This is a genomic window from uncultured Sphingomonas sp. (genome assembly GCF_964237335.1).
GTDB lineage: Bacteria > Pseudomonadota > Alphaproteobacteria > Sphingomonadales > Sphingomonadaceae > Sphingomonas.
Window position 1 is genome coordinate 1 of sequence record NZ_CAXSHM010000021.1, and the last position, 26,790, is coordinate 26,790.

A 26,790-nucleotide genomic window follows, 5' to 3' on the forward strand; every position below is an offset into this window, starting at 1 on the left:
GTGCCGCCGGCGAGCGCTTCAAGAAGACCGCCTACGGCCGCGCGATCCTGAACGCAGTCGACGGACACTAGGACGCTTGAAGCGGCGGCACCCGGTCGCCTCCTCCGGCAAATGCCATCGATGGCGCCAGGATCGGCGTGGCATGTCGCCTGCGTAATATTCGGTCGCGTCATCCATGTGCGACATAATCTCTGTTGCTTCTTACCAGGCGGTTATGCATCTTGTGACAAGGACGTGACGGTGATCGCGACGTGATGGGCGGAGAGGAGGTCCGACAGGCAACCTAGAGCGGGGGCGCGAACAGGATGCTTGACTTCACCACATCGACTCTGGCGATCGCCGCCGGCCTGCTGGCCAGCAGCGTCGCCACGGCGCAGACCGTACCTCAATCTCCGGGCGTTGCCATCGCAGCCGCGGAGGAACCGCATGCGCCTCCGGTCCAAGCCCGGCCGGACCGGCCCGTCGCGGGCCAGACCACGCCGACGGACGAGGGCGCGAATGCGGGCGACGAGGTGATCGTGACGGGGACGCGGACGACGGGCATCCGCGCTTCTGACAGTCCGGCACCGGTCCAGGTGCTCGGTGCCGATGCCCTCAAACGCGTCGGGCAGCCCGACCTGCTGCAGGCGTTGGCGCAGACGCTTCCCTCTATCCAGGTGCAGGCGTTCGGGAATGACCAGACCGCGTTCCATCCGCAGATCAAGCTGCGCGGGCTCAGCCCCAACCAGACGCTCGTGCTCATTGACGGCAAGCGGCGGCACGGGACGGCCAACGTCGTCGTGACCGGCGGCATCTCCAGTGGCGGCGCGTCGCCGGACATCGGCCTGATCCCCGAGGACGCGATCGACCATATCGAGGTGCTGCAGGACGGCGCGGCCGCGCAATATGGCACCGACGCCATCGCCGGCGTCGTCAATTTCATCCTGAAGAAGAACGACCACGGCGGCACGATGGACGGCACCGTCGGCCAGTATATCGACGGCGACGGGCTGACCTGGGACGTGATGGGCAACATCGGCATCGCCCCGATCCCGGACATGTATCTGAGCGTCACCGCCGAGCGCAAGTTCCACGATTACAGCTTCCGCGGCGACGTAGACCCGCGCGTGGTCGACACCGGCTACAACACCAGCGCCAATACCGGCAACAGCGGCGGCCGGACAGTCCTCGCACGCTATCCTGGCGTAACCGGCTTCACCGACTATCCGGACGTTAACCGCATCTTCGGCGACGGCCGTTACAATCTGACCAACGCCATGTTCAACATGGGGTACACTGGCGTTCCGGGCGTGGAGGTCTATTCATTCGGCTCCTATTCGCGGCGCGTGGGCAGCACGTTCCAGAACTATCGCCTGCCCAACGTCGTGTACGGCAAGTCGGCGGTCGGGCTGGTCAACAGCGCCACGCCGAGCGGCGATATCCCGTTCCCGACCGGTTTCTCGCCGCAGGAGGTGCTGCGCGAGACGGATTATGCGTTCACCGGCGGCGCCAAGGGCGAGATCGCGAACACGACCTACGACGTCAGCCTGGTCTATGGCCGGGACTTCGATGCGATCTACGTCCAAAACTCGGCCAATGCGGCGCTCTATTACGACACGTCGGGCTATCAGACGACCGCAGGCGCATCATGCGTGGCCGGTACGATCGGCTGCATCTACCATAACGGCTTTTCGCCGAGCAACGTGCACGACGGCGACTTCGTCAACAAGCAGGCGACGGCAACGCTCGACCTGACCCACAAGCTGGACGTCGGCTTCGCGGAGCCCGTCAACATCGCGGGCGGCGTCGAGTATCGTTTCGAGAACTATCAACTGCGCGCTGGCGATCCGGCGTCCTACTATGTCGGCACCGGCGTATTGGGCGGCGGCATCCAGTCGTTCTTCGGTTACGCACCGACCAATGCGAGCGACCACAGCCGCCACGACGTGTCCGAATATGTCGACATTAGCCTGAAACCGGTCGAGCCGCTGGTGATCGACGCCGCGGCTCGCCACGAGAATTACAGCGACTTCGGTGGCACGACCGTCTTCAAGGTGACCAGCCGCTACGACTTCTCGCCCGCCTTCGCGATCCGCGGCACGGTCTCGACCGGCTTTCGCGCGCCGACGCTCGCGGAGGAATATTATTCCGGCATCAACGTGAGCGTGTCGTCGCTGTCGGGCGTGTTCGCGCCGAACTCGTCGGGCGCCGCATCGCTCGGGATCGCGGGCCTCAAACCCGAGAAGTCGAACAATTATTCCTTCGGCATCGTCGTGCATCCGGCCCCGCGACTTACCGCGACGCTCGACCTCTACGCGATCTACCTGCGCGACCGCATCGCACAGTCCGGCGCGTTCGTTGGCTATTCGAACAACTGCAAATATCTGACGGCGGCAAATGCCTACACGACGCCGGCCGCCGCTGCAGCAGGCTATGCCGCGATCGTCGGCTCGGCCGCGTGCACCGGTGTGATCTCGCCTTCGGTGCTGACGGCGCTGAGTGCCAACGGGGTGCCGATCAACTCGGTTATCGCGGCGATCGACAGCGGCGCCAGCGGGTCGCTGAGCATCAACACGTTCGTCAACGGCGTGAACACCATCACCCACGGCGCCGACTTCCTGACGACCTATTCCAGCGACTTCGGCAAGCTCGGCTCGGTCGATTGGTCGCTGGCGGTCAACTATAATTATACCAAGGTGAACCGCGTCTCAGCGCCGCCCGCCAACGTCAACCAGGCGCAGCTACTGCTGGATCTGGGCGCGCTGACCACGCTGACCGACACCACGCCCAAGTTCCGCGCCACCGCCGGCGCATTATGGAACCTGGGCTTCGTCGAGATCAACCTGCGCGAGTCCTTCTATGGCCCGACCTATTACGAAGCGACGTTCCCGACCAACGCCAGCCAATATGTGGATGTGCCGATCCATTCGGCCTTCATCACCGACATCGAGGCGAGCTTCAAGGTCGCGAAGATGCTGCGCATATCGTTGGGCGCGAACAACGTGTTCAATAAATACCCTAACATGTTCCCGGGCGACTTCCGCGCGGCGCAATATTCGATCAGTTCGACCGCTTACGTGCAGAAATATCCGAGCACCTCGCCGTTCGGCGTGGACGGGGGCTATTATTACGGCCGGGTGAGCGTGAAGTTTTGACGAGGCCCATTATCGCACACGCGTTCGACCGAGCGTCCATCATGCACCGGTCAACGGATACCGGCCCGATCTCGCGGCGGCAGGTGCTGGGCGGTTCGGTTCTGACCACCCTTGGACTAGGGCTAGGAGGGTGCGCGACGGCGCCGCGCGACCGGCTCGCGTCCGCGCCCTGGGGGATGGCGGGTCTCGCGCCGGTCCGTGCCGCGCAGGACCGGGTGTTCGACATCACCGTATGCCTGCGCCCGTTCCGCGCGGCGGGGCCGCGGCTCGACGTCGAACAGCTTGGCGACAAGCTCGTGGTCCACAATTACGGGCACGGCGGCAGCGGCTGGTCGCTGTCGTGGGGGTCGGGAACGATCGCCGTAGGCAAGGCGATGGCAGGCAGCCCGCGCGAGGTCGCCGTCATCGGCTGCGGCGCGCTCGGGCTCACGTCGGCGATCCTCGCTCAGCGCGCGGGCGCGAAGGTGACGATCTATGCGAAGGACCTGCTCCCGCAGGCGCGGTCGGCGCGCGCTACCGGCAGCTGGACGCTCGACTCGCGGATCGCGCTGGCCAGCGTCGCGGGGCCAGCGTTCGGCGCGGTCTGGGAGGAGATGGCGCGCACCTCGTTCAAGACGTATCGCAGCTACCTCGGCCTGCCGGGCGATCCGGTTGAATGGTCCGACCGCTATACGCTGTCCGACCACGCCATCGCCTTCCCGCGCCGGCCGGACGGCCCCAGCGGCATGCTCGACTTCGGCCACTATAACGAGCGCGTGCGCGACCTGACGCCGCAGAGCGAGCTGCTGCCCGCCCGATCGACGCCGTTCGACGCGCCGTTCGTCTATCGGACCACGTCGATGCAGTTCAACATCGCCGATTATGGCCACACGCTGATGACAGACTTCTTCGCGGCGGGGGGGCAGATGCGTCGCGCGGAGTTCCATTCGCCCGCCGACATCGCGGCGACCGTCCGGGAGCCGGTGGTCATCAACTGCACCGGCTATGGCGCACGCGCGCTGTGGCAGGACGATACGGTGGTGCCGGTGCGCGGGCAGATCGCCTGGCTGATCCCACAGGCCGAGGTGCGCTACGGCGTCTTCTACAAGGACGTGAGCGTCCTCTCGCGCCGCGACGGGATAGTCGTCCAGGCAGTCGAGGGCGGCGACATGAAAGGCTATAACGACACGCGCGAGGTGCCTGATCGCGCCGAGGCGGACGCTGCGGTTGGCAAGATCGCCGAGCTCTTTTCGCGGTTCGGCGCGCACGGCAGGACGCGGCGGATATAGCTTTACGATCGCGCGCCGGCAGGCGACACAAGGTTCTCAGGAGACCATCGATGACGAACGCAGCGGCAATGACGGGTGGCTTCAGCCGCCGCACCTTCCTCGAACAGCTCAGCCGCGTGGGCGGCACCGCGCTCGTCATGGCCGGGATGCAGGCGCTGGGCTTCGGGATCGGTTCGGCCGGTGCCGAGCCGCCCCAACTGACCGGGGGCGCGAAGGGCCGGAAGGTGATCGTGCTGGGCACCGGCGTCGCCGGGCTCTCGGCGGCCTATGAGCTGTCGACCGCCGGCTACGACGTGACGGTGCTGGAGGCGCGCGACCGGATCGGCGGCCGTTCCTACACCGCGCGCCGGGGGACGAAGCTGACGGAGTATGGCGGCGAGCCGCAGGTCTGCACCTTCGACGAGGGCCACTACATCAACCCCGGCCCGTGGCGCATCCCGTACATGCACCAGGGCTATCTGCATTACGCCCGCAAGTTCCGGGTACCGGTCGAGCTGTTCAACAACGACAACGACCACAGCTTCATCAACTTCGAAAAGGGCAAGGGCCCGCTCGCGGCGACCCCGGTCCGCAAGCAGGAGGTCGCGGCGGACATGCGCGGCTATGCGAGCGAGATGCTGGCGAAGTGCGTCCGCCAGGGCGCGCTCGATCAGGAGTTCGGGCCGGGCGACAAGGAGCTGTTCCTCGATTACCTGCGTTCCGAGGGTTATCTGACGCCCGCCGACTTCAAATACGTCGGCACCGATGGGCGCGGCTTCGACGTGAACCCCGGCGCGGGCGTCGATCCGGGGCCGGGCAAGCCCTCCACGCCCCATAAGCTGGGCGACATCCTCCAGTCCGAGACGTGGCGGGTGCTGAAATCGGTGTCGGCGTTCGACCAGCAGCGCACGATGTTCGAGCCGGTCGGCGGCATGGACCAGTTGCCTGCCGGGTTCGTCCGCAACCTGAAGCTGACGGTGCAGGTCGGCCATGTCGTCGAGAAGATCGCGCAGGACGAGAACTCGGTCACGGTCTCCTATGCGACGGCGGACGGCCAGCACGGCAGCGTCACGGCGGATTACTGCGTCTGCACGATCCCGCTGTCGGTGCTCAAATCGATCGACGTCCAGTGCGCGCCCAAGTTCAAGGAAGCGATGAACGGCGTCGCCTATGCGCTGGTCGGGAAGATCGGCCTCCAGATGAAGACGCGCTTCTGGGAGGAGAAATACAATATCTACGGCGGCCACATCTATGTCGACGATCCCGACGTCCAGTCGATCAGCTTCCCCTCGACCGGCTGGCTCGGCGAGAAGGGCGTGCTGCTCGGCTATTACGGTCACGGCTCCGCCGCGGCCAAGGTCAGCGCGCTGAGCCTGGAGGGGCGCAAGCAGTTCGCGCTGGCGGCCGGCAAGAAGACGTTCCCCGAATATGCCGACGCCTGCGACAGCGCCTTTTCGATCGCCTGGCACCGCGTGCCCTTCAACCTCGGCGGCTGGGCGCAGTGGACCGACGAGGGCCGCGCGAGCTATTATCCGACGTTGTGCGAGCCCGACGGGCGGCTCTATCTCGTTGGCGAGCATCTGAGCTACATCACCGGCTGGCAGGAGGGCGGGATCGAATCCGCCTGGCAGCAGATCGGCAAGCTGCACGCTCGCGTGCACGCGGCCTGAGACGAGGAATTGACGATGGATATCGGAACTAGGCGGTCGCTCGGTCTGGCCGCGCTGCTCGGTCTCTCCGGCATCGGCGGCGCGGCTGCGCTGTCGGCCGCAGCGCCGCCCGCCGCCCCGAACGGGGCCATGATCTTCTCGCAGAACTGCGCCGCCTGCCATCAGGCGAACGGCAAGGGCATCCCGGGCGCGTTCCCGGCGCTCGACGGTGACGCCTTCGTGAAGGGCCCGCCCGAGCCCATCGCGCGGACGGTGCTCAAGGGCCGCGGCGGCATGCCGAGCTTTTCGAGCGACCTGACCGACCAGCAGATCGCCGCGGTGCTCACCCATGTCCGGTCGTCGTGGAGCAACCATGCGCCGCCGATCACACCGGCGATCGTCGCCGCGGCGCGCAAGGGGTCGGCGGCGGACCAGCCGAGCGTGCTGCCGGGCCATTGATGCGCTGGGCAGGAGCGGCCCTCCTCCTGACGGCTGCCGCGTCCGGTCCGTTCGACGCCGGTGACTTCGCGCGCGGCGGGGCCGCAGTCGGCGATCGGCCGAGCGATGCCATCGCGCTCCGCCAGGCACCGCTCGCCTCGCCCTCGTTCCGGCTGGGCGCGGCTTGGCGCGGATGGCGCAACGCGACCGCCGCCGTCGCGCGTGACGCCGCCAGCCCGACCGGCGACGGAGGCGACGCGGAGGTCCTGGCCGAGGATTGTTCCGACGAGCGCATCGCGTTCATCGCGGTGGAGGCGGAGCGCGGCGCCTTGGGACTCACGCCCGAGCAGGTAGGCGCGGCGGCAACGCTGGCGCCCGATGTCGTCGCCGCCTGGCGCACGCGACGCAGCGCGGCCGCCCCGCATTGCCCGCGTTGACGCGGCGGCAGGTCGCGGCTCAGGCGCCTAGGTAGCGTACGGGCAGGCGGACCTCGTCGAAGCCGGTCGCGGTGCGGGTCAGCCGCCACGCACCGGCCTCCTTCTTGGCCGATACCAGCTCGACCAGGTCGGTGCCATGGTACAGCGCGCCCACGTCCTGATCGAGCGCCAGTCCCGGGCTGTCGAGCGAGCCGTCGGCGATGAACTGCTGGTATCGCGTCACGCGGTCGGGCCGGATATGGTAATGCGGATTGGTCGAGCCGGGGAGGAAGCCTAGCGCACGCACCGGCGCCAGCACCTTGGGGAAGCTGTCGGTCAGCCCCGACTGGAACCAGCAGATCAGCCCGGCGCTGCCGCCCGACATCACGACGCCCGCCTGCCAGGCGGCGTGCAGCGCCTTGTCGAAGCCCCATTCGCGCCACAACGCCATCATGTTCTTGGTCGAGCCGCCGCCGACGAAGACGATGTCCATCCCCATCATATAGTCGACGAAGTCGAGCGTCGCCGGCTGATAGATGTTGAAGTGGCGGACCTGGCATGGATGCTCTTCCATGCCGCGTGCGAACGATTCGAACCCGGCGGCGCTTTCGCCGGAGGCGGGACCAAGCCAACAGACCTTCGGGTTGGTCGCCCGCGTCAACGCCAGCAGGTATTCCGGGAAACAGGACGGTTCCCACGCCTGCGGGAAGAAGCCGCCGCCGGTCGCGAAGATCGTCGGCTGGGCTGCCCTGAGGGAAGACCCGGCTCGCTGGCTCGCCGCCTCCGCCGTTCCGCTCGCCAACAGCCCGGCCGCAGCGACCGTGCCGCCCGACAGGAACCCGCGTCGGCCGATGTTCGCCTTATTGTCCGCCATGATCGGGTCCCCCTGGGACAAGGCGTATGCTCACGTCTGTCGCAACGCAACGGGTGTGATCCTCACGGCAAGAACAGAAGAGAAGTTGGTCGGAACCCACCGTCAGATGTGACGGACCGCTCGAAGAAACGGGTGTCGTGCGCCAGCAACTGTTCTTGCGCCGGTTGCTCGCGGTAGCTGACGGGCCGCCGCCCGGAGACTTGGCGGCGACCGGGCCGTTACCTCCGGCGATACGGCAGTGGCACCGGCGTCGTCAGCCGACCTTCCCGGCATGGCGGTCGGCCCACTCCTTGCCCTCGTCGCCGCCCCAGAGCAGCCAGGCGACATAGCCCGCGGACGGATCGGTGTCCGAGCCCCACTCGTGCGACTTGCCGTTCTTGTCGACCTCGTGACGCGCGAAATAGCTGTGGATAGCCTTGACGTCGTCCGCCGACAGATCTCCTGCGCCGCAAGCTGCTCGGCGCGATGGACGCCGACGTCCGTGCCGCCGCGGCCGAAGTCTTCGCGCAGCTTCAGCCCCTTCTTCGCATTGGCCGCCATCTTCGCGGTCGGCTTGAACGTGTCGGTCATGATGGTCTCCTTGTCGCGACCTACGGCGATCGATCAGGTGGAGTCGCGCAAAACGCGGGCGTCATCAGGCCGCTCGAATACCGTCGACGACGACACGGACAGCCGGTGTCCGCGATATCTTCTGCTCGATTATGGTGCGGTCGAGAAGACTCGAACTTCCACGTCCTTTCGGACACAGCCACCTCAAGGCTGCGCGTCTACCAATTCCGCCACGACCGCACGTGAAGAACACCGGTAAGGACCGGCATCTGGCAGGCGCAGGCCCCTAGCAGCGCCCACATCAGGTGGCAACAGGGCGCGGTGCGGAACGATCGGCCAGCGGGGGGGCTAGCGGGCGGCCGTCTGGTCGTCGCCGGCGAAGCTCAGCCGCAGCTGGCGGGCGTTGGCGGGAACGTCGAGCTTGCTGCTGTTGAACTCCATGCTGGCGTGCGCCGGCAGGGTGCGCGCCTGTGGCGTGATCGTCCAGCCGTAGACGCTGCGCCCGCGACCATCGGCGCGGTCGAGCAGGTCGACGCGCAGGTCCGGCACCCGCTGGCTCGCCGCCGTCGGGTTCACCACGCGGCCGCTGACCGCGAACAGCACCGAGCCATTGTCGAGGAAGCGCCGCTGCACGGGATCGCTGACGACCTGCAGTGGCTGGTCGCGCGCGGGCAGCAGGCCGAGCTGGGACGCGATGCCGGGAGCACCACTCCAGATGATCGCGGCAACGGCGAGCAGCATCAGCAGCCCGGCGCCGACCGCACCCGCGGTCCAGAAGCGCGCGGGATTGCGGCGAGCGCGGAACGCCGGCCGCGGGACGAAGCCATCGGCGTCACGGGCATCGTGATCCAGCCGCGGCGGCAGCGGAGGCGACACGGCCACCGCCGCGTGCGCCGGCGGCGCCTCGACGATCGGTGCCGCGCGCGCCTCGTCGCCCCAGGACCGTTCGCCCGAGACGGCCGGGTCCGCGATGCCGGGCAACGGCGCCGCCTGCTCGGCGAGCGCGGGCTCCTGGAACCAGCTGTGCCGACACGTCGCGCATCGCACGGTGCGACCCTCGACGCCGATCGCGGCGTCGGGCACCAGATAGCGGGTGCGGCATTCCGGGCACTGAAGGATCATGGATGGAGGATCATGGGCGACGACGAACCACGCGCCGCGGGACCGGGACGGCGGCGGCGAACGCATGCTAAGCACGGGGCCCCGGCGGCTGGCAAGCCCCGCGGGGCCGCGGCGGTCACCGCGCCTGCTGCCCGGCTTGCCGCGCTCGCCCCTGCCGTGCGATGACGCCATCGCTGAGAAACGGGGCAGGCGCGCGCAGTGGCGAACATCGTCCAGTTCGAGAATGTCGGGCTGCGCTACGGCCCGGAAACGGGGGGCACCGGGCCCGAGACCCTGAGCGACATCTCGTTCACGCTGGGCAGCGGATTGTTCTATTTCCTCACCGGTGCTTCCGGCGCGGGCAAGACCTCGCTGCTGCGGCTGCTCTACCTGGCGCAGCGGCCGAGCCGGGGCATCATCCGGTTGTTCGGGGAGGATGCGGTGCTGTTGCCGCGTGGGCGTTTGCCGGGCTTCCGCCGCCGGATCGGCGTCGTGTTCCAGGACTTCCGGCTGGTGCCGCACCTGTCCGCCGCCGACAACATCGCGCTGCCCTTGCGTGTCGCTGGCGTGCCCGAAGCGCAGATCGTCGCGCCGGTGCGCGAGATGCTTGCCTGGGTCGGGCTCGCGGAGCGCGCGGGCGCGCGGCCGGCGACGCTGTCGGGCGGCGAGCAGCAGCGCGTCGCGCGCGCGCGGTCATCGCCCGGCCCGAGGTTCTGGTCGCTGACGAGCCGACCGGCAACGTCGATCCCGACATGGCGGAGCGACTGCTCCATCTGTTCGACAGCCTCAATCGGCTGGGCACCACCGTCGTCGTCGCGACGCACGACCTCCACCTGCTCGGCCGTATCCCGCACGCGACGATGATGCGGCTCGACCGCGGCCGGCTGCTCGATCCGACGGGCGCGCTGCGCCACCCGCCGCAGCGGCCCGCCGCGTGAGCTGGCCGGTGGGACGCGCGTGAGCCGGCCCCCACGCCGCCGTGCCGCCAGCCCGGCCACCGATCGCCGTGTCCTCGACGAGGCGAGCGGCGCGCGGGCGATGACATGGGTGATGGCGATCATGCTGTTCCTGACGCTGCTGGCGGGCGCCGCGGGCCTCGCGACCGCGGACGCGCGCGCCTTGCTCGCGCGCCAGCTTTCCGGGCGGCTGACCGTGCAGGTGAGCGGGGGCGATCGCGCGGCGACCGCGAGCGCGGCGGCACGCGCGCTGGCGGTGCTCCGCGCATCGCCCGATGTCGCCCGGGCCAGGCCGGTCGATCCGGCCGAGCTCGCGCGGCTATTGCGCCCGTGGCTGGGCGCTGACGCCGCCGACCCCGGATTGCCGGTGCCGGCGATGATCGACGTCGACCTCGCTAGCGACGACCCCGCGGTGGCCGCGCGCGCCACCGCCACCGTGCTCGCCGCCGTGCCCACGGCCCGGGTCGACCGGCATGCCGCCTGGATGTCGCCCGTCGTCCAGGTGATGACCACCGCCGTCTGGCTGGCCGCCACGCTCGTGCTGCTGATGGCGGCGGCGACAGCGGCGGTGGTGATGCTCGCGGCGCGCGCGGGACTGGAGACGCATCGCGCGACGATCGAGGTCATGCACATGCTGGGCTCCACGGATACGCAGGTCGCGCGGCTGTTCCAGCGGCGGCTCGCGCTGGACGCCGTCGTGGGCGGCGCGGTGGGATCGCTGGCGGCGGCGGCGGTGCTACTGCTGGTCGGCCGCCAGATCGCCGCGCTAGGATCGGACCTGCTGGCGGGGATCGCCCTGGTGCCGCACGACTGGATCGCGCTTGCCGCGCTGCCGCTGGTGTTCGTCGTCCTCGCGATGCTCGCGGCGCGGTTCGCCGTAACGGCGGCGCTGAGGCGCACCTTGTGAGCCCATCAGCGGACCATGGTCGGTGATCCGTCGGCTCGTCGGCCTCGTCCTGCTCGCCTGGGTGCTGGGGTTCGCGGTCTTCATGCTGACGCTGCCACCGCCGCTCGATGCGGCGACGACCACCGATGCGATCATGGTGCCGACGGGCGGCCCGGGGCGGATCGATCGCGGGCTGGACCTGCTGCGCGCGCACCAGGCGCGACGGCTGCTGGTTACGGGCGTCGCGCCCGACGTCCGCGCGATCGACCTCGCGCGGCGCTACCACGTGTCGCCGGCGCTGTTCGCCTGCTGCGTCGATCTGGGCGCGGAGGCGGTCGACACGCGCTCCAACGCCGAGGAGACGGCACGCTGGGTGCGCGTCCACGGCTATCGTTCGGTGCGGCTGGTCACGTCGGACTGGCACGTCCGCCGGGCGCGAATGGAGCTGGTGGCGGCGCTGCAGCCCGGGGTGCTGGTGATCGTCGACGGGGTACCGGGCGAGGCGCGGCTCGGGCTGCTGGTGAACGAATACGATAAGCTGCTGCTGCGCCGCGTCGCGCTGTGGATGGGGTTCGGGCGGTGAGCGATCTTCTGCCGGTGATCCCACGCTGGCGGCGCTGGGCGTTCGACCTTGTGTTCTACGGCGGATCGGTGCCGATCGTGGCGACGACGCCGATCAGCGCGCTGATCGGCCGCTCCACGCTGATCGCGCACGCGACGGCGTGGACGAGCTTCCATCGCTGGGCCGTCCGCCGCCTGCTGGGGATCGAGATCCGGATCGAGGGCGAGCGGCCGAGCGGCCCGGCATTGTATGCCGCCAAGCACCAGGCGATGTTCGAGACGCTGGAGCTGCAACGGCTGCTCGACGGGCCGGCGATGGCGCTGAAGCAGGAGCTCGCGCAGATCCCTGTGTGGGGCTGGTCGGCGCGGCGCTATGGCGCGCTGGTGGTGAACCGCGACGGATCGGCGGCGGCGCTGCGCACGATGATGCGCGAGGCGAAGGCGGCAAAGGCGGATGGCCGTTCGATCCTGATCTTCCCCGAGGGCACCCGCGTCGCGCCGGGCGAGACGCCGCCGCTGAAATCGGGGTTCGCGGGGCTGTACCGGCTGCTCGCGCTGCCGACGGTGCCGGTGGCGGTGGACAGCGGCCGGCTGCTGCCCCGCCGCGGGCTGCGCCGCCGCGGCACGATCACGATCCGCTTCGGCGAGGTCATCCCGCCGGGGCTGCCGAGGGAGGAGGTCGAGGCGCGGGTGCACGCGGCGATGAACGCGCTGGAACGCTGACTATGGGTGCCCCCGCCCGAAATCGGGCCGGGGATCGTCCTGGCCTTGTTCGACGATGCCGCGGCGGATCGCGCGGGTCTTGTCGAAATGGTCGAACAGCGCATCGCCGTCGCCCCAGCGGATCGCGCGCTGGAGCTGGCTCAGGTCTTCCGAGAAGCGTTGCAGCATGTCGAGCACAGCCTCGCGGTTCGACAGGAACACGTCGCGCCACATCGTTGGGTCGCTCGCGGCGATGCGGGTGAAGTCGCGGAAGCCGCCGGCGGAATATTGCAGCACCTCGCTGCGCGTCACTTCGGCAAGATCGCTGGCGGTACCGACGATCGTATAGGCGATCAGGTGGGGGAGGTGGCTGGTGATCGCCAGCACGCGGTCGTGATGTTCGGGGGTCATCCGCTCGACGCGCGCGCCGAGCGCTTCCCAGAAGGCGGCGACGCGTTCGACGGCTATCGGGTCGGCATCCTCCGCAGGCGTCAGGATGCACCAGCGGCCGGCGAACAGGCCGGCGAACCCCGCCTCCGGCCCGCTGCGCTCGGTGCCCGCCACCGGGTGGGCGGGGACGAGGGCGACGCCCGGCAGCGCTCGGGCGAGCGCGGATGCGACGCCCGCCTTGCTGCTGCCCACGTCGCTGACGACACAGTCCGCCGGCAGGTCGGCGGCGATCTCGGCCGCGACCTGCCCGATCACGCCGACGGGCACGCACAGGATCACGAGGTCGGCAGCCGTCACCGCCGCGCCGGCCGTGTCGGCGACGTCGTCGACCAGATCGAGCCGCACCGCCGTCTCGCGGACGCCTGCGTCCGCGTCATGCCCGGTCAGCCGCACCGTCGGCATCCGCTCGCGTACGGCCCGCGCGAGCGACGAGCCGATCAGCCCGAGGCCGATGATCGACACCCGCGCGAACAGGAGCATCAGCCGGCTTCCACCTGCGCGCGCAGCACGTCCACCACCGCCGCCATGTCCTCCTCGCGCCCGATCGTAATGCGCAGCGCGTTCGGCAGGCCCTGCCCCGGCAGCCAGCGCACCGCGTAACCGGCGGCCATCAGCGCCTTGTACGCCGGCTCCGCCTGACCGGCCGGGAAGGTGACGAGCACGAAATTGGCCTCCGACGGCACCGCGCGCAGGCCCGCATTGCCCAGCGCCTCGATCTCGGCGACGAACGCCGCCCGGCCGCGCGCATTATGCTCGCGCGAGGCGGCGACGAAGCCCGTGTCGGCGAGCGCCGCGATCGCCGCCTGCTGCCCCGCGATCGTCACGTTAAACGGCGCGCGGATGCGGTGCATCGCATCGATCACCGCCGGCGAGCCATAGCCCCATCCGATCCGCTCGGCGGCGAGGCCGTGGATCTTGGAGAAGGTGCGCGTCACCAGCACGTTGGCCTGGGTGCGCGCGAGTTCCAGCCCGCCGTCCTCCTCGCCCGGCTCGACATATTCGGCATAGGCCTGATCGACCACCAGCAGCACATGGCCGGGCAGGCCGGCATGCAGCCGCGCGATCTCGGACCGGCCGGCATAGGTGCCGGTCGGATTGTTCGGGTTGGCGACGAAAACGACGCGTGTCCGATCGGTGACGCAGGCCAGGATCGCGTCGACGTCGGTCGCATAGTCGCGGTCGGGCGCCACCACCGGCACCGCGCCCACGCGCCGGGTGGCGATATCGTAGACCGAAAAGCCGTAGCGGACGTAGATCACCTCGTCCCCCAACCCCGCGAAGGCGCCGGCGGCGAGGTGCAGCACCTCGTCGGAGCCGGTGCCGTGGACGATCCGGTCCGCCTCGATGCCGTGCGCCGCCGCGATCGCCTCGCGCAGCGCGGTGGCGCCCGCGTCCGGATAGCGTTCCAGCTCGTGGCCGGCGGCGGCGAACGCCTCGCGGGCGGCCGGGCTGGTGCCGAGCGGGTTCTCGTTGGACGACAATTTGGTCACCGGCCGGCCATCGTCGGCGGTGGCACGGCCGGGCACATAGGGCGCGATGCCCATGATCCAGGGCTTGGGCTGCGGCGCTGCGATCGGGGTTGGGGAGGCGTTGGTCTGCATCGGCCGGACATGCCGCCCCTGCCCGGCTGGCGCAAGCCGCGCGGCTGCTGCTACAGCGCCCTCCGGGTCTGGGGGACGGCATGCGGGCAGGCGGTATCTGGCAGGTGCTGGGCGAAGCACGAGCCGCCAATCTGGCCGCGGCGGCCGAGGCCGCGCCGGTGCCGGGGCGGGAGGGCGAGACGCGCCGCCGGGTGCTGAAGGCGCTGGCCGCGACCGCGCTCGTCGCCGGGCTGCCGCGCGGGACGCGGGCGTCCGCCACCACCGGCGGCCCGGTCGCGATCGTCGGCGGCGGCATCGCGGGGCTGACCGCGCTGTGGACGCTCACCCACGCCGGCATCGACGCGCGATTGTACGAGGCGCGACCCCGGCTCGGCGGCCGGATGTACACGGCGCATGGCGGCGGCGATCCGCTGGAGATGGGCGGCCAGCTCGTCAACACCGACCATCACGACATGGCGGAGCTCGCGCGCACCTTCGGCGTCGGGCTGATCGACCGGCGCGCGGGCAGGTTCCGCTCGCTGATCCTCGCCGACGGGCAACCGGTGGCGGAGGCGGACGCGGTGGCGGCGATGCGCGGCATCGCCGAACAGATGACCAGGGACGCCGACCGGCTCGACCGCGATCAGGCGCATGTCGCCGCCGAGCTCGATCGCCTGTCGTTCACCGGCTATCTCGACAAGCACGCCCATGCGGTCGGCGAGCCGTGGGTGCGCGGGCTGCTCGAGGCGACGGCGCGCACCGAATATGGCACCGAGCCCGCGCTCGCCTCCGCGGTCGAACTCATGTTCAACCTGCCGAGCATCGAGGGCGCGCGCGTCGACGTGCTCAGCCGGTCGGACGAGCGCTACGTCATCGCCGGCGGCTCGTCCGCGCTGATCGACGCGATGGCGGCTAGGATGGCGAAACGGATCGCGACGGGGAAGAAGGTGGCGGCGATCGATCCTGCGGCCGGTTCAGCGGGCGGCGTGCGGCTCGTCTTCGCCGACAAGACCCATGTCGACGCCGCCGCCGTCATCGTCACCAGCCCAGCCTCGATCACCCGGCGCATCGCGTTCGGCGTGCCGTTGCCGCCGTTGTGGCAGCGGTTCATCGCCGAAGCCAATCTCGGCCGCAACGAGAAGGTGCAGGCGCAGATGCGGAGCCGGCCATGGGAGGCTGTGGTCGGGCGCGGCGGCAATCTGTGGCACGCGGGAACCGGCAGCGCGACCGGATCGAAGGGCGTGACGGGTCGGTGCGCCCGCACCCCGGCGGCGCGGTGCCGGGCGGCAGCTGGACCTGGTATCTGGGCGGCGCCGAGGTCGAGCGCGCCGCCGCGGGCGAGGCGCTGGCGCAGGCACGCGCCTTCGCCACCGGCGTCGCGGCGGGCATCCCCGGCATGGCCGCCGCCACGACCGCCGCGCGCCGCACCGCCTGGCACCGCGATCCGATGACGATGGGCGCCTACATCAACTTCCATCCCGGCCAGATGACCCGCTTCGCCCCGCTGATCTGGGTGGAGGAGCACGGCCGCGCCGCGCGCCCGGTGCCCGCCGGCCTCGTCCATTTCGCGGGCGAGCATCTGTCCGACGCCTATCCCGGTTACATGAACGGCGGCGCGCAGACCGGCCGGCTGGCGGCCGAAGCGGTGATGGCGCAGCTCGCGACGCGGGCGGCGGCGTGAGCGCGGGCTAAAGTCTCTAAAGTCGTACCCTCTCGTGTGTGCGGGCGCGGGGAACCTGCGGTCGACCGCGATGCCGACGAGCCGGTGCAAGATCATCGCCATTATGGGTCAATTACGCCTCGTTCATCCTTTGGGGAGATCATCGCCGGACGCTTCACGATCGGTGGTCCGATGTTCATCCAGTGCCTGACGATTTCCGCGATGGCCGGCGGTCGAACCGCATGACCGGCCGGCCATGCCGGCTCCGATCGGGCGCGCCTGGCTGGCCGACGGTCGTCGCCGCGTTGTTGCTGATGCTGGCGTCGGCCTCGCCCGCCATGGCGGCTTGCACCGTCAGCCAGACCGTCACGACCAACGTAGGCCCCTATTCCCCCGCGGCGGCGAAGGCTGGCGCGGTTCCGGCGTTGCAGAGCCGAGGCGGGCTGACCTGTCCGAGCGCGGCGGTGACCCCGCTCGCCGGCAACTACATGCGCGCGACCTTGCAAAGCGACAACAAGTTCAAGTTGATCCAGAAAGGCGGCACGAACGGCATCGCCTATGTGGCGTCGGCGGACGCGGCCGGGACATATCCGTTCACGCAAGGGTCGACGATCGACTATATGCAGAACAACCTGCCGGGCACCTTGGGGTTGCTCGGCGGCAGCTCGGCGGATCTGCCCTTCTTCGTGAAGCCGACCGGCGGCGCATCGATACCGGCCGGCTCCTATACGGACCGGATCACGATCAACTGGAGCTGGTATCTCTGCCCCGGCATCGGCGCGCTCGGCGCGTGCATCGGCACGCCCGACTCGGGATCCGGCACGTCCGTCATCACCGTCACGCTCCTGATCGCTCCACAGGCCGTCGTGATGACGATCAGTTCGGTTTCGACCTGGGATCCCGTCAACGCGCAGGCGAACCCCAGGACGATCCCGGGTGGGAAACTGCGCTCGACGATCGCGGTGAGCAATCCCGACATCGTGCCGCTGGACGCGGCGACCCTGTCGCTCGTCGTGCCGACGCCGCCCGGCCTGGTGCCTGCGCTGGACGGGGACGGCGCCTCGACGGGAAGCGCGATCCAGCTGACGGACGGGACACCCGCCTCCGGGCTGACGTTCCGCTATGGCGGCCCGGCCGATGCCACCGACGACGTCGACTTTTCGGCCGATGGCGGCGCGACATGGGGATATGCACCGGTCGCAGGCGACGCGGCGTCGCAGCGCGCGATCACCCATGTGCGGATCCGGCCGGAGGGGGCGATGGCGAAACAGTCCGGCTTCACGGTGTCGGTGCCCTACATGGTCCGGTGACGCGCGGGCGCCGGAGCGAAGCGCATCGCCCGAGCGCGATCAGACCTACCCCGTTGACGTCCGGCCCCGCGCGTCGCACCCGTCCGGCGTGGCGACCGCTTCCCTGCCTTCAGATCTCGACCGGCGTTACGGTCTCGTGCGACAGGTGGTGCTGCCCGGACCGTTGCCGCTCGACGGCGGCGGGTCGCTGTCGCCCGTCGAGATCGCGTACGAAACCTATGGCACGCTCGCGCCCGACGGCGGCAACGCGATCCTGATCTGCCACGCGCTGACCGGCGACCAGCATGTCGCCTCCATCCATCCGCGCACAGGCAAGCCCGGCTGGTGGACGCGGATGGTGGGCGCAGGGCGACCGATCGACCCTGCGCGCCACTTCGTCGTGTGCGCCAACGTGCTGGGCAGCTGCATGGGATCGTCGGGCCCGGCGAGCGTCGATCCGGCGAGCGGCGCGCACTGGGGCATGGCGTTCCCCGTCATCACGATCCGCGACATGGTACGCGCGCAAGGCTTGCTGCTCGATCATCTGGGCGTCGCGCGGCTGCGCGCGGTGGTCGGCGGGTCGATGGGCGGGATGCAGGCATTGTCCTGGCCCGCGACCTTCCCGGATCGGGTCGAGGCCGCGGTCGTCATCGCCGCCACCGCGCGCCACACCGCGCAGAACATCGCCTTCCACGAGGTCGGCCGGCAGGCGGTGATGGCGGACCCGCTCTGGCGCGGCGGCGACTATTACGCGTCCAACGAACCGCCCGCCGCCGGGCTCGCGGTCGCGCGCATGGCCGCGCACATCACCTACCTGTCGGAAGCCGGGCTCACCGAGAAGTTCGGTCGCCGGTTGCAGTCGCGGGAGGCCAAGAGCTTCGGCTTCGACGCGGATTTCCAGGTCGAAAGCTATCTGCGCCACCAGGGGATCGCCTTCGTCGATCGGTTCGACGCCAACAGCTATCTCTACATCACCCGCGCGATGGACTATTTCGACCTGGCCGAGGAGCATGGCGGTCGGCTGGCCGACGCGTTCCGCGCGGTCCCTGCGCGCTTCTGCCTCGTCAGCTTCGACACCGACTGGCTCTACCCGACGACCGAGTCGCGCCGCATCGTCCATGCGCTCAACGCGGCCGGCGCGCGGGCGAGCTTCGTCGAGCTGTCCAGCCCCTATGGTCATGACGCGTTCCTGCTCGACTCGCCCGAGCTCAACCGGGTGGTCGACGGGTTCCTGAGGGCGGACGGATGATCGAGTATAGCGATGATCGGGCGCGGCTGGACGTCGCGCGCATCCACGGCTGGCTCGCGTCGAGTTACTGGTCGCCCGGCGTCGAGCGGTCGCTGGTGGATCGGGCGATCGCCGGGTCGCATTGCCTCGGCGCCTATGACGGCGCTGCGGACGGCGGGGAGCAGGTCGGCTTCGCGCGCGCGATCACCGATCATGCGACCTTTGCGTGGATCGCGGACGTTTGGGTCGACGAGCGCGGGCGCGGCCGGGGCGTCGGGCGGGCAATGGTGCGCTGGTTCCTCGACCATCCCGGCTTCGCCGGCATCCGCCGCGTCGGGCTCGTCACAGCCGACGCGCATGGCGTGTACGAGCCGCTGAGTTTCCGCACGCCGTTGCGGCCCGAGCGGTGGATGGAGCGGCTCGACCCCGCCTTTGCCGCCGCCTTGGCGACCGCGCCATGACCGATGCGATGATCGCGCTACGCCCGGACCTCGCGGTCATCGCCGACCATGTCTCGACCGGGGCCCGCGTCCTCGATGTCGGCTGCGGTGACGGCGCGCTGATGGCGGCGCTGCGCGACGGCCGGGGCGTGGACGCGCGCGGGCTGGAGATCGACGCGGGCAACGTCGCCGCCGCCGTCGCACGCGGCCTGTCGGTGGTGCAGGGCGACGCGGACGTCGACCTCGCCGACTATCCCGACGGAAGCTTCGACTATGCGATCCTGAGCCAGACGCTGCAGACCGCGCGCTCGCCGCATCTGGTGCTCGACCAGCTCCTGCGGATCGGGCGGCGCGCGTTCGTGTCCTTCCCCAATTTCGCGCACTGGCGCGTGCGGCTGAGCCTGTTGTGGGGCGGGCGGATGCCGGTGACGCGGCAATTGCCCGAACGCTGGTACGACACGCCCAACATCCATCACGTCACCATCGACGACTTCCGCGCCTTTCTGCGCGAGCGCGACGTCGCGGTGGAGGGCGCCTGGTTCCTCAACGGCGACCAGACGACAACCGCCGCCGCCGCCAATTTCCGCGCCGAGCATGCGGTTTTCCTGCTGCGGCAGGGTTGACGGCTACCGGCATACCGACGGCCGTTCGGGTCCGTCGCGTCCCGGTCACTCCGCCGCCAGCGGCTCCCCCTCCTGCCGCTGTTCGGCCTGGCGGGTCCACATCTCGGCGTAGAGCCCGCCCAGGCGCAGCAGCTCGGCGTGGGTGCCCGCCTCGGTGATGCGGCCGCCGTCGAGCACGACGATCTTGTCGGCGTGGACGACCGTCGACAGACGGTGCGCGATCACGATGGTGGTGCGGCCGCGCTCCACCGCCTCCAGCGTGTCGAGGATGTCTGCCTCCGTCCGGCTGTCGAGCGCGCTCGTCGCCTCGTCGAGGATCAGGATCGGCGGGTTCTTTACCAATGTGCGCGCGATCGCGACGCGCTGCTTCTCGCCGCCCGACAATTTCAGGCCACGCTCGCCGACGCGGGTCGCATAGCCGTCGCTCTGCCGCTCGATGAAGCCCGCGATCGCCGCGCCTTCCGCCGCGCGCGCGATCTCGTCCGCGCCGGCGCCCTCCCGGCCATAGGCGATGTTGTAGCCGATCGTGTCGTTGAACAGCACCGTGTCCTGCGGGACGATGCCGATCGCGGCGCGCAAGCTGGCCTGCGATACCTCGGCGATGTCCTGCCCGTCGATCGTGATCCGCCCGCCGGTCAGGTCGTAGAAGCGGTACATCAGCCGCGCGAGCGTCGATTTGCCGGCGCCGGACGATCCCACCACCGCGACGGTCGTGCCGGCGGCGACGTCGAGCGTCACGCCCTTCAGTATCTCGCGGTCCGCGTCATAGCCGAAGCGCACGTTCTCGAACCGGACATGGCCCGAGCGCACCTCGAGCGGTTGCGCGTCGGCGGCGTCGTTGATCTCGGCGGGCGTGTCGACCAGGTCGAACATCGCGCCCATGTCGATCGCGCCCTGGCGGATCGTGCGATAGACCATGCCGAGCAGGTCGAGCGGACGGAACAGCTGGGTCAGCAACGTCGAGACGAACACCACGTCGCCCGGCGAGAACCGCCCGCGGCTCCAGCCCCAGGCGACGAACGCCATGCCGCCGCCCATCATCGCGTTGGTGATGAACCCCTGGCCGACGTTGAGCCACGCGAGCGAGTTCTCCGACTTGGTCGCCGCGCGCGCATAGGCGGACACGGCGTCCTCGTAGCGGCGCGCCTCGCGCTCCTCCGCGCCGAAATACTTCACCGTCTCGAAGTTCAGGAGCGAGTCGACCGCGTGCGCGACCGCGCCGGTATCGAGGTCGTTCATCCGCGTGCGCAGCGCGTTGCGCCAATCGGTCACCATCCGGGTAAACCAGATGTAGACGACCACGATCGCCGCCGTCGCCACCACCAGCGGCCAGCCGAAACTGCCGCGGAAGATGTTGAGCACCAGCGCCAGCTCCAGCACCGTGGGCGCGATGTTGAAGAGGAGGAAGTACAGCATCGTGTCGATGCTCTTGGTGCCGCGCTCCACCACCTTCGTCACCGCGCCGGTGCGCCGCTCCAGGTGGAAACGCAGGCTCAACTGGTGCAGGTGGCGGAACACACGCGCCGCGAGGCGGCGGGTCGCGTCCTGCCCCACCCGCTCGAACACCGCGTTGCGCATATTGTCGAACAACGTGGTCGAGAAGCGCGCGGCGGCGTAGCCCGCGACCAGCGCCATCACCGTCCATCCCGCACCGCGTTGCCCCTGCGCCATCCGGTCCACCGCCCATTTAAGCGAATAGGCGATGAGGTAGACCTGCGTCAGCTTGGACGCGAGCACCAGCAGCATCGCGCCGACGATCCGCGCGCGCAGCATCGGCTCGCCCGCCGGCCACAGATAGGGGAGAAAGCGCCGGAGCGTCGGCAGCAGCGGCCGGTCGGGCGTCGAGGGAGTCATCGCGAGAGGAGGCATCGGATCAGGATATGGGGGCAGAAGCGTGCCGCCGAAAGCGGGTGGAGGACTGCGGGTCGCGTGGATCTATCGCGGGCGCGTCCACAAAGCCGGATCGCGGGGAGTTGGCGGGTAGAGCCGTCGCCGGCGCGTGGCCTGCGCGGCGGCACGGGCGATGAAGCGGAGCTTGTCCGCACCCGACGTCGACACCCGCGTGTCCCATGCCCGCTCGCCGCGCCGCGCCACCTCGCGGCCGATCGCGCCATAGATCGCCGCCGCGGCCAGCACCGCCCAGGCCGAGCGGAACGACAGCGCCGGCGTGCCGTGGCGCGCGCTCGCCTCGAACGCCGCGGCGCGGATCGCCAGCCGCCTTGCGAGCATCGCGACGCGCGGGCGATAGGAGGGCCGCATCAGCTCGCCCGGCGGCACGTCGATCTCGGCCAGCCACTGCGTGGGCAGATAGCAGCGCCCGGCGGCATCGTCCTCGCTCAGGTCGCGCGCGATGTTGGCGAGCTGGAACGCCATGCCGAGGTCGCAGGCGCGGTCGAGCGTCGCCGCGTCGTCGGGTGCCACGCCCATCACCACCGCCATCATGCAACCGACCGCGCCCGCGACATGGTAGCAATAGCGGTAGAGGTCGTCCTCGGTGCGCGGCCGCCAGTCCTCCGCGTCGAGCGCGAAGCCGGCGACGAGGTCGCGCGGCAGCCGGGGCGGCATGCGCGTCTCCGCGACCACGAGGCGCAACGCGTCGAACGGCGGATCGCCGACGACCTCGCCCGCGAGCGCTGCCTCCGTCATCGCAGTGATCGCCGCGAGCCGCTCGGGCGCGTCGTCAAGCCGCCGCATCCCATGCCCCGCCACCTGCCCGTCCGCCAGATCGTCGCACCGCCGGCACCAGGCGTAGAGCAGCCACGCCCGCTCGCGCACCGCGGGCGCGAACAGCTTCGAGGCGGCGGCGAAACTCTTCGAACCCACCGCGATCGATGTGCGCGCGGCTGCGACGGTCTCGGCACGAGCGACGGTGCAGACGATTTTGGAAGAAGCCACGACCCTCTCTACCGTTCACCCTGAGCTTGTCGAAGGGCTGTCCTTCTTCCGCGCTCAGAAAAGAAGGACAGGGCGTCGACAAGCTCAGCCTGAACGGGGGTGAGGTTTAAGGAAATTCCTCAAAGATCACTCGCCCGCATCGCCACGATCGGCTGGGTCGGCACATGCGCCGCCATCCGCTCCAGCAGCACGTCGAGCGTGTCGGCGACGATCAGCAGATCGCGGTGCTGCGGGCGCAGGAAGCCGACGCCGGCCATTTTCGCCCAGAATGCGACGATCTCGTCGTAATAGCCCGCGACGTTGAGCAACCCGACCGGCTTCGCGTGATAGCCGAGCTGCGCCCAGGACAGCGCCTCCCACAATTCGTCCATCGTGCCCGTGCCGCCCGGAATGGTGACGAAGCCGTCCGACAGATCGGTGAATGCCTGTTTGCGCTGGTGCATACCCTCGACGATGTGGATACGCGTCAATCCGCGATGCGCGACCTCCGCGTCGACCAGCGCCTGCGGGATCACGCCGATCACCTCGCCGCCCGCCGCCAGCGCGCTGTCCGCCACCGCGCCCATCAGCCCCAGCCGCCCGCCGCCATAGACGACGCCGATCCCACGGCCCGCCAGCCCCGCGCCAACGTCGCGCCCGCAGGCCATGTAGACGGGATCGGCGGGCGTGGCGGAGCCACAATAGACGGCCAGTCGCTTCATGGGGGTCGCGCTAGGCCATGGCGCGCCGTCGAACAAGCGGAGGCTAGGGGTCCGTTGGAAACGCGCCAAGGCGCGTTTTGGCGGTGCCGGCCCGCTCCCCCTCCCGGCCACCCATCAGAGTACCGTGTGGGTGGCCGGGAGGGGGAGCGGGCCGGCACCGCCTCGAAACGTGCTCTTTCGCGCGTTTCCAAACAGAATCTAGGCCATGCGGCGTACGGCCGCCGTCTCGTCCGTCAGCAACCAGTTCATCGCCGACGACCGATCGGAGAATACCTCCATCCGGTCGCGGACCAGAACGCGCTTGATCTGGATGCGCGCGAGGCCCTCGCCCGCGACGACCGCGAGCCGCCGGGACGGCAGCCGCGCATCGACGATCAGCGCGCGGCAGATGCCGACCACGACCTGCGGCTGGAGACTGAACCGCGACAGGTCGGCGAGCGTCAGATGCTGATGCGGCCGTACGCCGATCCGCCGCGTCGCAGCATGGACATCGCGCCCGAAGGCCAAAGCGGTGTCGGCGGACCAGAACCCGACAAGCTCCAGCAACAGGAGCCTGTTGGGCACGTCGACCTCAATCGTGTAGCTGCCGTCTTCCATGTCGCCAGCCTGGAAGCGAAGGTTCAACAATCCCTTGATCGTCGAACCACTCTGGGGATCATCCGGCCCCCGACAGCATCAGCGCAGCCGTCGCCTTCGCGCTGCCGACCACGCCGGGTATGCCCGCGCCCGGGTGTGTGCCCGCCCCGACGAAGTACAGGTTGGGGATCGAATCGTCGCGGTTGTGGACGCGGAAATAGGCGCTCTGCTGCAGCACCGGCTCGAGGCTGAACGCGCTGCCCAGATGCGCGTTGAGATCAGTGCCGAAGTCCGCGGGCGAATAGCTGAACTTGGTCACGATCCGCTCGTGGATGTCTGGGATCAGCCGCCTGCCCACCTCGTCCAGGATGCGCTTTTCGAGCAGCGGGCCGACCTCGTCCCAGTCGCCCGGGAACTTGCCCATGTGCGGCACCGGGGCGAGCACGTAGAATGTGCTCATCCCCTCGGGCGCGAGGCTCGGGTCGGTGACGGTCGGGTGATGGAGGTACAGCGAGAAGTCCGACGACAGCACGCCGTTGTCGTAGATGTCCTCCAGCAGCGCCTTATAGCGCGGCCCGAACAGGATCATGTGGTGAGGGATGCCCGGCCAGGTTCCCTTCACCCCGAAATGGACGACGAAAAGCGACGGCGAGTAGCGTTTGCGCTCCAGCCGCGCGGTCGTCCGCTTGGCGCTGCGCGACGTGGAGAGCAGATCGCGATAGGTGTGCATGATGTCGGAGTTCGCCGCGACCGCATCGGCCTGCCCCTGCCAGCCGCTCTGCGTGCGCACGCCGGTGACGCGATCGCCCAGCGTCTCGATCTCGACGACCGGATCCGCCAGGCGCAACTCGCCGCCCAGCCGCTCGAACTGCGTGACCATGCCGGCGATCAGCCGGTTGGTCCCGCCCCTGGCGAACCACACGCCGCCATCGCGTTCCAACTTGTGGATCAGCGCATAGATCGCGCTGGTCGTCATCGGGTTGCCGCCGACGAGCAGCGTGTGGAAGCTCAACGCCTCGCGCAGCTTCTCCGACTTCACGAACGACGACACCATCGAATAGACCGACCGCCACGCCTGGTATTTCGCGAGCGCGGGCGCGGCCTTGATCATCGACGCGAAGTCAAGGAACGCGACGTTACCGAGTTTCTGGTAACCTTCCTTGAACACGCCGGCCGAGTAGACGAGGAACTTCTTGTAACCCTCGACGTCATCGGGGTTGAGCTTGGCGATCTCGCTGAACAGGATCGCATCGTCGTTGGTGTAGTCGAAATTGGTGCCGTCCGCCCAGTTCAGGCGATAGAAGGGCAGCACCGAATCCAGCGTCACGTCGTCGGCCATGTCGCGGCCGGACAGCGCCCACAGCTCCCGAAGGCAGCCGGGATCGGTGATGACGGTCGGGCCGGCATCGAAGGTGAACCCGTCGCGCTCCCAGTAATAACCGCGGCCGCCGGGCTTGTCGCGCGACTCGACGATCGTCGTCTGCACGCCCGCGGACTGCAGCCGCATCGCGAGCGCGAGGCCGCCGAAGCCCGCACCGATGACGATCGCGGAGCGGAGCGGGGTGGCGGGGCCGCGGCTCATGCCGCCGCCCTCATCGATATCGCCCGGAGCGCGCGGGTCACCGGCACGGGAGGACGTCCGCTCAAGATCCGGGCCTTGTCGAGAAATGTGGAGCGAGCGGCATAGAAGCGTCCGATAAGTTGGGGGTCGAGGCGGTAGAAGCGTTCCAGAACGCGGAAGCGCTCGTCGGGCTCGGCGGCGCGGAACAGCATCCGATCGAGCAGGCGATAGAAGCCGCGGGCGGCCCAGGTGCGGCGCGCATGATCGTGCAGCAGGTCATGGAGCGCCGGCCCTGACCAGTCGCTCGCGCCTGCAATCAGCGCGGCGGTGCGCACCGCATCGGGCAGCGAATAGCCGGTGGTGGGATGGAACAGCCCCGCACGTATCCCCGCCTTCGCGACGCCCTTGCCGCCCGAACGCCAATAACCCTCAAAATCGCCGCCCAGCGCCACCGGCAGTGCCGCCGCCTCGCGCCGGCTGCGGCCCGTCACCCGCCAGCCCTGCGCGGTGGCATAGGCGTCGATCCGTCTATCGAGCGCGTCGCCGTCGAGATCGGGCGTGTCGCTGTAGTAGGTGTCCTCGACGAACGCGGCCCGCTCGCCGAACGGCAGCGTGTAGACGAAGCGATAACCGTCGATCTGATCCACCGTGGCGTCCATCACCACCGGTTGGTCGAGCCCGTGCGGCGCGTCCAGCGCCAGTTCGCGGCCGACGAACTTCTGCCAGGCGAGGTCGAGCAGCGACAGGTCGGCGGCCCCGCGCGCGTCGATAACGCCCGCCGCCTCGATCCGGTCGCCGTCGGCGAGCACGGCGGCGGTGGCGCTGGCGGCGAGCACGCGGCGCCCGGTCATCGGCGCGTTCGCCGGCAATGCCGCCCGCACCGCCGCATCGAACCGGTCGGAGGTGATCGAATGATAGGGCTCGCCCAGCACCCGCTCATGTCCGGGGAAGCGGACGCGGTAGCCGGACCAGGCATGGGCCACCAGCCGCTCGACGATCGGGCGATGGGCCTGCGCGACGTCCGCGCCGAAGAACGACCAGACGTGATTGCCGCCCAGCGTCTCCCCCGCCTCCACCAGCCGGATCGAGACGCCCGGCCGCGCCTTCGCCGCCGCGAGCGCGATCAGCCCGCCGGCAAGGCCCCCGCCCAGGATCGCGAGGTCACAGCGGATGGTGGACGCCATCGCCCGTATCTAGCGGCTGGACAGGCATATCGAAAGGGCTGGAGCGGCGCGACTGCGTGGGCGGCAACATCGCTCAACCGACATGGCATC

Annotated in this window: 24 protein-coding genes, 1 tRNA gene and 1 pseudogene; 15 read left to right on the top strand and 11 right to left on the bottom strand. The window is 69.6% G+C overall.

Going from position 1 to position 26,790, the window contains the following annotated elements; genetic code table 11:
* Positions 1–305: 305 nt before the first annotated feature.
* From ACFE65_RS11430 to ACFE65_RS11450, 5 genes are read left to right on the top strand one after another with little or no spacing between them, the layout of a single operon-like run.
* Positions 306–3,134 carry a TonB-dependent receptor plug domain-containing protein gene (locus ACFE65_RS11430; protein WP_375382487.1) on the top strand — a complete coding sequence of 943 codons (2,829 nt, stop codon included), beginning with the start codon at positions 306–308 and terminating at the stop codon, positions 3,132–3,134.
* 41 nt (positions 3,135–3,175) lie between these two features.
* Positions 3,176–4,402, top strand: coding sequence for an FAD-dependent oxidoreductase (locus tag ACFE65_RS11435; protein ID WP_375382488.1), 1,227 nt, complete (start codon positions 3,176–3,178; stop codon positions 4,400–4,402).
* A gap of 50 nt (positions 4,403–4,452) precedes the next feature.
* Positions 4,453–6,051 carry an NAD(P)/FAD-dependent oxidoreductase gene (locus ACFE65_RS11440; protein WP_375382489.1) on the top strand — a complete coding sequence of 533 codons (1,599 nt, stop codon included), beginning with the start codon at positions 4,453–4,455 and terminating at the stop codon, positions 6,049–6,051.
* A 15-nt stretch (positions 6,052–6,066) separates the two neighbouring features.
* Complete coding sequence (locus ACFE65_RS11445) at positions 6,067–6,489, top strand: c-type cytochrome (protein ID WP_375382490.1); 423 nt, start codon at positions 6,067–6,069, stop codon at positions 6,487–6,489.
* Positions 6,489–6,905: a hypothetical protein gene (locus ACFE65_RS11450; protein WP_375382491.1), complete on the top strand. Its 417-nt coding sequence runs from the start codon at positions 6,489–6,491 to the stop codon at positions 6,903–6,905. The genes ACFE65_RS11445 and ACFE65_RS11450 overlap by 1 nt, the downstream gene beginning before the upstream one ends.
* A 19-nt stretch (positions 6,906–6,924) precedes the next feature.
* Here ACFE65_RS11450 and ACFE65_RS11455 read toward each other — a convergent pair whose 3' ends face one another.
* From ACFE65_RS11455 to ACFE65_RS11465, 3 genes are all read right to left on the bottom strand, one after another.
* On the bottom strand, positions 6,925–7,758 hold the full coding sequence (locus ACFE65_RS11455) for a Type 1 glutamine amidotransferase-like domain-containing protein (protein WP_375382492.1): 834 nt from the start codon (positions 7,756–7,758) through the stop codon (positions 6,925–6,927).
* Between the two features lie 702 nt (positions 7,759–8,460).
* Positions 8,461–8,547: transfer RNA gene (locus ACFE65_RS11460), tRNA-Leu, on the bottom strand.
* Positions 8,548–8,655: 108 nt separating this feature from the next.
* A complete protein-coding gene (locus ACFE65_RS11465) occupies positions 8,656–9,429 on the bottom strand; it encodes an MJ0042-type zinc finger domain-containing protein (RefSeq protein ID WP_375382493.1) in 774 nt (257 codons plus the stop codon).
* A 198-nt stretch (positions 9,430–9,627) separates the two neighbouring features.
* Here ACFE65_RS11465 and ACFE65_RS11470 point away from each other — a divergent pair.
* The 4 genes and pseudogenes from ACFE65_RS11470 (at position 9,628) to ACFE65_RS11485 (ending at position 12,534) form a co-directional block, all read left to right on the top strand.
* A pseudogene (locus ACFE65_RS11470) lies at positions 9,628–10,346 on the top strand (cell division ATP-binding protein FtsE).
* A 19-nt stretch (positions 10,347–10,365) separates the two neighbouring features.
* Positions 10,366–11,271 carry a cell division protein FtsX gene (locus ACFE65_RS11475; RefSeq protein WP_375382494.1) on the top strand — a complete coding sequence of 302 codons (906 nt, stop codon included), beginning with the start codon at positions 10,366–10,368 and terminating at the stop codon, positions 11,269–11,271.
* 22 nt (positions 11,272–11,293) lie between these two features.
* Positions 11,294–11,833, top strand: coding sequence for a YdcF family protein (locus ACFE65_RS11480; protein ID WP_375382495.1), 540 nt, complete (start codon positions 11,294–11,296; stop codon positions 11,831–11,833).
* Positions 11,830–12,534: a lysophospholipid acyltransferase family protein gene (locus tag ACFE65_RS11485; protein ID WP_375382496.1), complete on the top strand. Its 705-nt coding sequence runs from the start codon at positions 11,830–11,832 to the stop codon at positions 12,532–12,534. Before ACFE65_RS11480 ends, ACFE65_RS11485 begins: the two co-directional genes overlap by 4 nt.
* On the opposite strand, the gene ACFE65_RS11490 is transcribed toward ACFE65_RS11485, so the two are convergent.
* Together ACFE65_RS11490 and hisC are read right to left on the bottom strand one after the other, a co-directional pair.
* On the bottom strand, positions 12,535–13,443 hold the full coding sequence (locus ACFE65_RS11490) for a prephenate/arogenate dehydrogenase family protein (protein WP_375382497.1): 909 nt from the start codon (positions 13,441–13,443) through the stop codon (positions 12,535–12,537).
* Entirely contained in the window at positions 13,443–14,564 is a 1,122-nt protein-coding gene (hisC, locus tag ACFE65_RS11495) for a histidinol-phosphate transaminase (protein ID WP_375382498.1), read from the bottom strand. The genes ACFE65_RS11490 and hisC overlap by 1 nt, the downstream gene beginning before the upstream one ends.
* Before the next feature lie 80 nt (positions 14,565–14,644).
* Between hisC and ACFE65_RS11500 the strand changes: the two genes are divergently transcribed.
* The 6 genes from ACFE65_RS11500 to metW all read left to right on the top strand — a co-directional run bounded on the left by ACFE65_RS11500 (position 14,645) and on the right by metW (position 19,783).
* Positions 14,645–15,994 carry a flavin monoamine oxidase family protein gene (locus tag ACFE65_RS11500; RefSeq protein WP_375382499.1) on the top strand — a complete coding sequence of 450 codons (1,350 nt, stop codon included), beginning with the start codon at positions 14,645–14,647 and terminating at the stop codon, positions 15,992–15,994.
* Positions 15,940–16,224, top strand: a complete 285-nt coding sequence (locus ACFE65_RS11505) for an FAD-dependent oxidoreductase (protein ID WP_375382500.1) — start codon at positions 15,940–15,942, stop codon at positions 16,222–16,224. The genes ACFE65_RS11500 and ACFE65_RS11505 overlap by 55 nt, the downstream gene beginning before the upstream one ends.
* Before the next feature lie 221 nt (positions 16,225–16,445).
* Positions 16,446–17,513: a spore coat protein U domain-containing protein gene (locus ACFE65_RS11510; protein ID WP_375382501.1), complete on the top strand. Its 1,068-nt coding sequence runs from the start codon at positions 16,446–16,448 to the stop codon at positions 17,511–17,513.
* Between the two features lie 88 nt (positions 17,514–17,601).
* On the top strand, positions 17,602–18,741 hold the full coding sequence (locus ACFE65_RS11515) for a homoserine O-acetyltransferase (protein WP_375382502.1): 1,140 nt from the start codon (positions 17,602–17,604) through the stop codon (positions 18,739–18,741).
* A complete protein-coding gene (locus ACFE65_RS11520) occupies positions 18,738–19,181 on the top strand; it encodes a GNAT family N-acetyltransferase (protein WP_375382503.1) in 444 nt (147 codons plus the stop codon). Before ACFE65_RS11515 ends, ACFE65_RS11520 begins: the two co-directional genes overlap by 4 nt.
* A gap of 11 nt (positions 19,182–19,192) precedes the next feature.
* On the top strand, positions 19,193–19,783 hold the full coding sequence (gene metW, locus ACFE65_RS11525; protein WP_375382536.1) for a methionine biosynthesis protein MetW: 591 nt from the start codon (positions 19,193–19,195) through the stop codon (positions 19,781–19,783).
* A gap of 45 nt (positions 19,784–19,828) precedes the next feature.
* Here the strand turns inward: metW and ACFE65_RS11530 are convergent, their stop codons facing one another.
* From ACFE65_RS11530 to crtY, 6 genes are all read right to left on the bottom strand, one after another.
* Positions 19,829–21,652 carry an ABCB family ABC transporter ATP-binding protein/permease gene (locus tag ACFE65_RS11530; RefSeq protein WP_375382504.1) on the bottom strand — a complete coding sequence of 608 codons (1,824 nt, stop codon included), beginning with the start codon at positions 21,650–21,652 and terminating at the stop codon, positions 19,829–19,831.
* A gap of 66 nt (positions 21,653–21,718) precedes the next feature.
* Positions 21,719–22,678 (bottom strand): phytoene/squalene synthase family protein, encoded by a 960-nt coding sequence (locus tag ACFE65_RS11535; RefSeq protein ID WP_375382505.1) that lies wholly within the window; start codon positions 22,676–22,678, stop codon positions 21,719–21,721.
* 119 nt (positions 22,679–22,797) lie between these two features.
* The gene (locus ACFE65_RS11540; protein WP_375382506.1) at positions 22,798–23,379 is read right to left on the bottom strand and encodes a TIGR00730 family Rossman fold protein; all 582 of its coding nucleotides are present in this window, start codon (positions 23,377–23,379) and stop codon (positions 22,798–22,800) included.
* Positions 23,380–23,577: 198 nt separating this feature from the next.
* Entirely contained in the window at positions 23,578–24,003 is a 426-nt protein-coding gene (locus ACFE65_RS11545; protein ID WP_375382507.1) for a hypothetical protein, read from the bottom strand.
* Positions 24,004–24,034: 31 nt separating this feature from the next.
* A complete protein-coding gene (locus ACFE65_RS11550) occupies positions 24,035–25,537 on the bottom strand; it encodes a phytoene desaturase (protein WP_375382508.1) in 1,503 nt (500 codons plus the stop codon).
* Positions 25,534–26,700, bottom strand: a complete 1,167-nt coding sequence (gene crtY, locus ACFE65_RS11555; protein WP_375382509.1) for a lycopene beta-cyclase CrtY — start codon at positions 26,698–26,700, stop codon at positions 25,534–25,536. The genes ACFE65_RS11550 and crtY overlap by 4 nt, the downstream gene beginning before the upstream one ends.
* Positions 26,701–26,790 lie beyond the last annotated feature (90 nt).

Coding starts and splice junctions, on each gene's coding strand:
- ACFE65_RS11430 (WP_375382487.1), top strand. CDS start 306: ATGCTTGACTTCACCACATCGACTCTGGCGATCGCCGCCGGCCTGCTG.
- ACFE65_RS11435 (WP_375382488.1), top strand. CDS start 3,176: ATGCACCGGTCAACGGATACCGGCCCGATCTCGCGGCGGCAGGTGCTG.
- ACFE65_RS11440 (WP_375382489.1), top strand. CDS start 4,453: ATGACGAACGCAGCGGCAATGACGGGTGGCTTCAGCCGCCGCACCTTC.
- ACFE65_RS11445 (WP_375382490.1), top strand. CDS start 6,067: ATGGATATCGGAACTAGGCGGTCGCTCGGTCTGGCCGCGCTGCTCGGT.
- ACFE65_RS11450 (WP_375382491.1), top strand. CDS start 6,489: ATGCGCTGGGCAGGAGCGGCCCTCCTCCTGACGGCTGCCGCGTCCGGT.
- ACFE65_RS11455 (WP_375382492.1), bottom strand. CDS start 7,758: ATGGCGGACAATAAGGCGAACATCGGCCGACGCGGGTTCCTGTCGGGC.
- ACFE65_RS11465 (WP_375382493.1), bottom strand. CDS start 9,429: ATGATCCTTCAGTGCCCGGAATGCCGCACCCGCTATCTGGTGCCCGAC.
- ACFE65_RS11490 (WP_375382497.1), bottom strand. CDS start 13,443: ATGCTCCTGTTCGCGCGGGTGTCGATCATCGGCCTCGGGCTGATCGGC.
- hisC (WP_375382498.1), bottom strand. CDS start 14,564: ATGCAGACCAACGCCTCCCCAACCCCGATCGCAGCGCCGCAGCCCAAG.
- ACFE65_RS11500 (WP_375382499.1), top strand. CDS start 14,645: ATGCGGGCAGGCGGTATCTGGCAGGTGCTGGGCGAAGCACGAGCCGCC.
- ACFE65_RS11505 (WP_375382500.1), top strand. CDS start 15,940: ATGGCCGCCGCCACGACCGCCGCGCGCCGCACCGCCTGGCACCGCGAT.
- ACFE65_RS11510 (WP_375382501.1), top strand. CDS start 16,446: ATGACCGGCCGGCCATGCCGGCTCCGATCGGGCGCGCCTGGCTGGCCG.
- ACFE65_RS11520 (WP_375382503.1), top strand. CDS start 18,738: ATGATCGAGTATAGCGATGATCGGGCGCGGCTGGACGTCGCGCGCATC.
- ACFE65_RS11530 (WP_375382504.1), bottom strand. CDS start 21,652: ATGCCTCCTCTCGCGATGACTCCCTCGACGCCCGACCGGCCGCTGCTG.
- ACFE65_RS11540 (WP_375382506.1), bottom strand. CDS start 23,379: ATGAAGCGACTGGCCGTCTATTGTGGCTCCGCCACGCCCGCCGATCCC.
- ACFE65_RS11550 (WP_375382508.1), bottom strand. CDS start 25,537: ATGAGCCGCGGCCCCGCCACCCCGCTCCGCTCCGCGATCGTCATCGGT.
- crtY (WP_375382509.1), bottom strand. CDS start 26,700: ATGGCGTCCACCATCCGCTGTGACCTCGCGATCCTGGGCGGGGGCCTT.